This is a genomic window from Psychrobacter sp. NZS113 (assembly GCF_015864825.1).
In the GTDB taxonomy this organism is placed as follows: domain Bacteria; phylum Pseudomonadota; class Gammaproteobacteria; order Pseudomonadales; family Moraxellaceae; genus Psychrobacter.
Genome location: NZ_JADYWL010000004.1, coordinates 408,378 through 415,078 on the forward strand (window position 1 = coordinate 408,378; position 6,701 = coordinate 415,078).

Genomic DNA, 6,701 nt, shown 5'->3' on the forward strand with positions numbered 1-6,701 from the left:
TACTATAAAACAGTGAGGCTACTTATGTTATTTACTTCATCAGACTCTATCATCAGTCCTTTTCGCTCATTGGTACTAGGAACTTCTTTAGGGGTTGTCGGGCTAATGGTCAGCCAAACAGCGGCCGCTATTACGACCAAAAACGTTACCTATACGGTCGATGACCAAGCGTACGAAGGTTATTACGCCAAAGCCGACAAGCCTAATGCCCCTTTTATCTTATTGATTCATGACTGGGATGGGCTAACTGACTATGAGCGTAAGCGTGCGGACATGTTGGCCACCGAAGGCTACAACGTATTGGCAGCAGATATGTTCGGTCAAGGCATTCGTCCTACTTCTGTTGAAGAAAACAAACGTCTAACTGGCGAGCTATATGACGATCGCAACAAGATGCGCCGCTTGCTACAAGGTGCATTGAATGCAGGACGCTTACAAGGTAACGATGTGCGTAAAGGCACGACCATGGGCTATTGTTTCGGCGGTACGGTTGCTCTAGAGCTAGCACGCTCGGGATTCCCACAAAAAGCCTTTGTACCCTTCCACGGTGCCTTTGACATCCCAACTGGTCAAAGTTATGACAATACCACCGGAGAGATATTAGTATTCCATGGCTCAGCTGACCAATCTGTCTCTCTAGAAAGCTTTGCGACTTTGGGTAAGACACTAGAAGCAGCTAAGATACCTCACGAGATGGTCACCTATAGCGGCGCACCACATGCCTTTAGTGTGTTTGGTAGTGATAGATATGATGCACGTGCAGATGAACGCTCTTGGAAGCGTTACTTGGACTTCTTAGCAGAAGAGTATAAATAGTCTAACCGCACAAAGCAGATAAGTAGACGAAAAAAGACACCTCAATAAGATCTTATAATGATCCATTGAGGTGTCTTTTTTTATACAATCTTAAGCATTTAATTCTTCCGAAATACCAATAGCTGATTATTAGCAGGCATTACATACGTTTTTAGAAGTTGTAGTTGATGAGTCTTTGCTAAACTGACAATGTCTTCTTTATGGCGAATACCACTATCAGGATTGCCTGCTCTCAACATCGCATCAAATCGCTGATTACCCTCACTGGTATATTTACCCTCTTCGTTAAATGGGCCATATACAATCAGTTTGCCATCAGTAAGTAGCGCATCACCAGCCAATGCAAATAAACGTTCAACCAAAGCCCAGCTGATAATATGCAGCGTATTGGCCGTAAATATTGCATCATAAGGTAAGTTTAACTGGCTATTGACAGGTACGGCATCCGTACTCAAATCAAACGCTAAAGGGGCATATAGATTGGGCGCAGGATAAGCATGATGCCAAGCTATTATGTGCCGATGATTACTAATCACATCACTCGTTTGCCATTGTAGCTCAGGCAGATTAGGCGCAAAATGCACACTATGCTGACCAGTTCCAGAGCCAATCTCTAGCACATGATTAAAACCTTGCAGCTCGCTTTGCAACACTTCTAAGATAGGCTGCTTATTATTCTCACACGCTTGAGAAAACGGCAATGCAGCGATATCCACTTTACTATTCAGATTATCACTATTTACATCAGCGTCATGCATGACTACTCTCTCCAGACCGTCTATTATCGTCTTAGTATTAATGTCGATAGATTCATAAGCATTGTCAAATCCTACCCTAGTCACTGCCAAATGTCTCAATACTAGTAAATACCTGCTTCTACGCCAGCAGCAAGCGTCATGGCAAGCTCTTCTACTTGCGCAGCAAAGCTCTCTTGCCAATCACCCTGTAGTATCAGCGCCTCTTGCACCCAAGACCAACGCAGGCCTGTGATAATGGTTTTGAGCGCAAGCTTAGTACCCGTACCATCATGCCCTGCCCGTATGTATACCGCAAATGGCATGCCCTGCTTCTCTTCTAGCACTGGATAGTAGCAACGATCAAAGAAATCCTTAGTCAGCCCTGCCATATACGCCAGATTTTCAGTCGTGCCTAACAGCAACGCATCAGCTGCCAACACATCTTCAGGCTGCGTATCCTGTGGTGACTTCAAAACGACAGTGACATCTATATCAGGATGATTGGCACCGTCATAGGCAGCCTGCGCCAATTTCTGAGTATTGGGCGATGGTGCATGAGCGACGATGAGTAAGGTCTTATTAGCCATATTAGGCGTCTGTACCATTATTAAATACTAGATTTTGAGTAATGGCAGGATCCAAGCTATTGCCTACTGGGCATGTCAACGCAGTTTTATAAAATCGTTTTAGCGTACTCTCATCCAATGCCTTTGAGAAATTGACTATAACGTGTATTTCACTCACACGCCTTGGTTTGGTAGCCATGACTTTGGTGACTTCTGCGGTCGTACCTGAGATATCGATATCCATCGCTTCGGCTTTGATACCGATAATCGTTAAGATACAACTGCCCAAACTGGTCGCTAGCAAATCAGTCGGTGAGAATGCTTCGCCCTTACCATGATTGTCTGTCGGCGCATCGGTAATGATTTGATTATTAGACTGTAGATGGATGGCTTGTGTGCGTAAATTGCCTTGGTAGGTAACTTTTGATGTGGTCATAGTTTTTGGCTCCAATATTAAAATACGTTCCTATAGATATCCGAAAAAGGTATAAAAACACTGTTAAATATCTAAAATCAAATTTTAAGGTAAAAAAAATATTACTAATAATTTTAAACTGATAGCGTTTATCGTCCTAATCCTTTAGCTTGATTTATACGGGCTACTAAAGCATCTATTGATGCTCTCTTTTCAGGGTAAAGCTCAATAAGTATATGCTCAAATATTCGATAGCCATCAAGCACATCACTTTTACGAACTTGAAAGCCACCACTATGTGTACCATCATTCCCAAGCCATCTTATAGCGTTTGCAGGCTCTACTATTTTCCTTTTATCTTCAGGTAATAAGTCAATACGCCTTACTAGAGATAGAAACTTTCCATTTATATCAACTGATGCAATTTCCATTTCACCGAGCAACACTTCTAAAGCGGATCTCAAAGCTGTTAAGCTCAAGCTAGGACATGAGAAAAAAGTAGCGAAAGAGTTTCTCAGGGCTTTCTTAACTAAAAAAGGAGTGTTGATAGGAGGTACGAATATTTGTAAAGGTGGTTCGAAATATTCAGGTTGAAAGCTATCAAACCAAGCCCACTCTCCACTACCATCGTACAGATATTCCTGAGATACCTCACCAGTTCCAATACAAATCACCTTAGAGCTACATGAAGAGTTAGAACATTTTAAATTTATTGTAAAAAGATAATCTATCCATTCTGGATCAAAATTAGGATCGTTAGGGTCAATAGGTTCTTTGTATTTTTTATCGAAACCATTATCTACACAAGATAGAGATTGAACTCCACATTTTGGACAAGGCCACACTGGAATATTATCACTATGAAAAGATGCAGTGAACAAATTATCAGTTAACAATAAATTTTCTCCTGAAAAAAGATATGAGTGTACTCTGAAATAAGTTAGCACTAATGTAGTAAACTCGCAATATATAAAAAAACAACCCAACCTTAGAATAATCAGTATTTCCCACACGAAAGAAAACCCCCTTCCGCTTTAGCAGAAGGGGGTTTTACTTTTGAACAGAGAGCTGACGATGGCTTACTCACAAATAGGCGAACAATACTACCATTGGCGCTACGATGTTTCACTTCTGAGTGAGGGAAAGGATCAGGTGGAGCCATCACGTTATTGTCGTCAACAAAGAAGATCAAATATGAGTTTATTATTTGACTATAAATATTACTTTTCGGCTAAAACGATAACTAGTGCACATTGAACAACTTATGGCACATTATTCCGTTCACAATATTTTTTCAAATTATTCAACCGAACCTTCATTTCCCATCCAAAAACAAAAGCACTAATAGGACCGAATAGTTTGTTAAATATTTTACCTTTTAATTCATAATTATACGTAAAGATAACTAAAGACCCTCCGATGCCAGTGCTCTTTACATTCCAAGCACCACTAAATTTTTTAAGTATTCTTGGGCCTTTTATCATTTTTACTGCTGCCACATCTGGACTTTTGTAAGATATATACTTAGAAATCATAACCATCCCCAATTTATTTTTACAATATGATTCTTCGCCAATACCAGCATTGAGCGAGTTGCCTAAAAGCCTAGCTTCATTCAAATAAGGGTCCCACTCTAATCTTATGTGATAGTCTTGAGTAATTTCAAACACATAACTCTGACTTGAACTAATTGTAATAGAGCGTTTTATTGTTTTCATTTCTTTGGAAAACACCGTAGTAAGTAGGTAACCCCTGATAAAACAGAGGATTACAATGCATAGCCGAAAAAGAATTTCTAGCTAAATCTCGCTGAAATATATGTCCAATACCCTAACAGCAGTATGAGCAAACCCCAAGACAACGAAAAGCATAAGTAGTACGACTCGCTATCAAGTGCAGCATAATAGTAAATGGCCAGTCCAGTACTTACTAACAGAGAGACTGAATATGCGATGAGTAAAGTAAACAGAGCATTATTTTCAAATTTAGATAAATCCGGGCTATTCTCTGCACAAATATAAAAGAGAAAACCAAGTGAAAAAGCCCCACCAATCGTAATATGCAAAAATGATATTAGAACCAGTGACCAAATTGACATAAGCTTTCCCTTTGCTGCCTCAATTCTTTCTTAAAAATTCTGAGTTATAACGTTGGTAACTTAGTACGATTATATTTTAAATGGTGTCAGATCTATCTCTTCAAACTCACATACCGCCTTTATACTAGGGTTTTCACTTAATCGATTTAGATACATTGCCAAGTTTTTATAGGTCATAGGCGACTTTTCTGATACCAATGACCACTCTGCCAACATAAAGAGAAAGTAATCACATGCCGATAACTTTTCACCAAGCAAAAACTCATTAGACTCCAGCTGATCATTAATAATAGACAAAGCCTCTGCAATACGATCATCTTGCGCAGATATAACACTTGGTATATTACGTTCATCATTAGTATGACGATGTGGATAATAACGAACCATCAGCTCCGCTTGCAACGTATTGTTTAAGAATGCGAGCCACTGAAAAAATAATGGTCGTTTAGGATCGCCAAGTGGAGGTATCAACTCGTACTCTGGGTGCGATTCACAAATATGAATGCAGATAGCAGGACTTTCAAAGATTGGCTGATCATCAACGACCAGCGTGGGAATACGCCCAGTAGGATTTAACTTCAGATAATCGGCTGATTTGTGAGTGTCCTTCTCTCTTTCGACAAGTACTAACTCATAATCCGCTTGCACATGGTGCAGGAGAAAATGTGGAGCCAAACTAGCATTATTTGGGTAATAGTAAAGTTTAAACAAAATATAGACTCCATTATTCTAAAGTTACCAGACACTCATAACAGCTTACTGTCTGGCTGAAATATATCTTAAATCAAAGCTCAATCAATTAACAGAAGCTCACTAATCGCTTTAGTGGTTAAATCTACCTTGAATAGCAGGTTCATCATTATTGATACTTTCTAGGGTCTCAAATCCTTTCTTAGTACCAAAGTATAGAGCGTCTGTTTTTTTCTCTCTATAAAAACGCATTTCATCGCCTTTATTATCAGTTAGCGTAAACTCATTGAATACTTTTTCCCAGTGCGCTTTCTTTTCAGATTCGTTGTGATCAGCTTTAAATGTTGGCTTTAAAATATAGGAAATATCCTTACCTTCTTCAGTGGTTATCAAAGGCAACAGTTCTTTGTGTTTTGTTAAATATAGACATATTTTCTCAATATCGTCCAAATTTTCTTTACTATCAGTTAGTTTAATAATTAACATCGATTTGTATCCTAATTTGCTTTCTAGCTTAGTGTTATTGAAAGTTAACTAACCTTTTAAAATGCTAAAAGATCAATATTCATGATCCCAGTTGCTTGCTCGTAAGCCTAGCATTGTTATGCTCATCTACTTTAAACTCATATTAAAGACAATACTACTAAACTCCGCTGTTTACCCCAAACTGCAGGCAAAAGAAAACCCCCTTCGCTCATGCGGAGGGGGTTTTCTTTTGAATAGAGCTCTAATGAGGAGATCGCCGTAAAACTTATCCATATAGACCAAGCTGATTAATAATTAATGGCACACTTCACCTAATACTAATAAGTTATTCTTCCATCTGCCATTTATCATCTACCCATACTGCATCATTATCGTCTAAGTGTACATGCCACTCTGCATCAGCAACTGCCAGTCGAATCTCAGTCAAACATTCTAGCCAATGACCAAGCGTATATATAAGATCCTCAACGTCCATGCTAGAAGATATTTTCGTTGCACCTGCTAGTATTACCTCTGACTCACTATCATCATAGGCGTAAAGATCAAACGACTCTGCCTCTTCTGTGTGCTCAAAGCTTTCATTATACTTATCAACGATCAGCGTAATATTTTCTTGCTCTTGCTCCGTTAAAAGTGTCGTACGCTCAGCCGTATAGTAGATGGAAACGCCCATGACTTACTCCGAAATATAATAATAGTTATAAATAATAGCACACAGTACTTTATCTCACGCAGAGAAAGCCCCCTTTCGCGTTAGCGAAAGGGGGCTTTTCTAGAATAGAGAGCTGACGATGACCTACTCTCACATGGACGAATCCACACTACCATTGGCGCTACGATGTTTCACTTCTGAGTTCGGGAAGGGATCAGGTGGTGCCATCGCGCTATTGTCG

The 6,701-nt window shown here is 39.5% G+C and carries 9 protein-coding genes and 1 rRNA gene; 1 reads left to right on the forward strand and 9 read right to left on the reverse strand.

The genetic code is table 11. The features are described from left to right. The first annotated feature begins 24 nt into the window (after positions 1–24). On the forward strand, positions 25–816 hold the full coding sequence (locus tag I6E61_RS08475; protein ID WP_197133151.1) for a dienelactone hydrolase family protein: 792 nt from the start codon (positions 25–27) through the stop codon (positions 814–816). Between the two features lie 98 nt (positions 817–914). On the opposite strand, the gene I6E61_RS08480 is transcribed toward I6E61_RS08475, so the two are convergent. The 9 genes from I6E61_RS08480 to rrf form a co-directional block, all read right to left on the reverse strand. Then, positions 915–1,574: a DUF938 domain-containing protein gene (locus I6E61_RS08480; protein WP_197133154.1), complete on the reverse strand. Its 660-nt coding sequence runs from the start codon at positions 1,572–1,574 to the stop codon at positions 915–917. Between the two features lie 101 nt (positions 1,575–1,675). Beyond that, a complete protein-coding gene (locus I6E61_RS08485; RefSeq protein WP_197133157.1) occupies positions 1,676–2,140 on the reverse strand; it encodes a flavodoxin family protein in 465 nt (154 codons plus the stop codon). A gap of 1 nt (position 2,141) precedes the next feature. After that, positions 2,142–2,555 carry an OsmC family protein gene (locus I6E61_RS08490; protein ID WP_197133160.1) on the reverse strand — a complete coding sequence of 138 codons (414 nt, stop codon included), beginning with the start codon at positions 2,553–2,555 and terminating at the stop codon, positions 2,142–2,144. A gap of 128 nt (positions 2,556–2,683) precedes the next feature. Then, positions 2,684–3,430 carry a DUF4145 domain-containing protein gene (locus I6E61_RS08495; RefSeq protein WP_197133163.1) on the reverse strand — a complete coding sequence of 249 codons (747 nt, stop codon included), beginning with the start codon at positions 3,428–3,430 and terminating at the stop codon, positions 2,684–2,686. Between the two features lie 366 nt (positions 3,431–3,796). Beyond that, the gene (locus I6E61_RS08500) at positions 3,797–4,252 is read right to left on the reverse strand and encodes a type II toxin-antitoxin system RatA family toxin (protein WP_197133166.1); all 456 of its coding nucleotides are present in this window, start codon (positions 4,250–4,252) and stop codon (positions 3,797–3,799) included. Between the two features lie 449 nt (positions 4,253–4,701). Further along, a complete protein-coding gene (locus I6E61_RS08505) occupies positions 4,702–5,343 on the reverse strand; it encodes a glutathione S-transferase family protein (protein ID WP_197133169.1) in 642 nt (213 codons plus the stop codon). Between the two features lie 111 nt (positions 5,344–5,454). Further along, positions 5,455–5,808, reverse strand: a complete 354-nt coding sequence (locus tag I6E61_RS08510; RefSeq protein ID WP_197133172.1) for a hypothetical protein — start codon at positions 5,806–5,808, stop codon at positions 5,455–5,457. A 325-nt stretch (positions 5,809–6,133) separates the two neighbouring features. After that, on the reverse strand, positions 6,134–6,481 hold the full coding sequence (locus tag I6E61_RS08515) for a hypothetical protein (RefSeq protein WP_197100548.1): 348 nt from the start codon (positions 6,479–6,481) through the stop codon (positions 6,134–6,136). A 110-nt stretch (positions 6,482–6,591) separates the two neighbouring features. After that, a 5S ribosomal RNA gene (gene rrf, locus I6E61_RS08520) occupies positions 6,592–6,701 on the reverse strand; the annotation flags it as partial.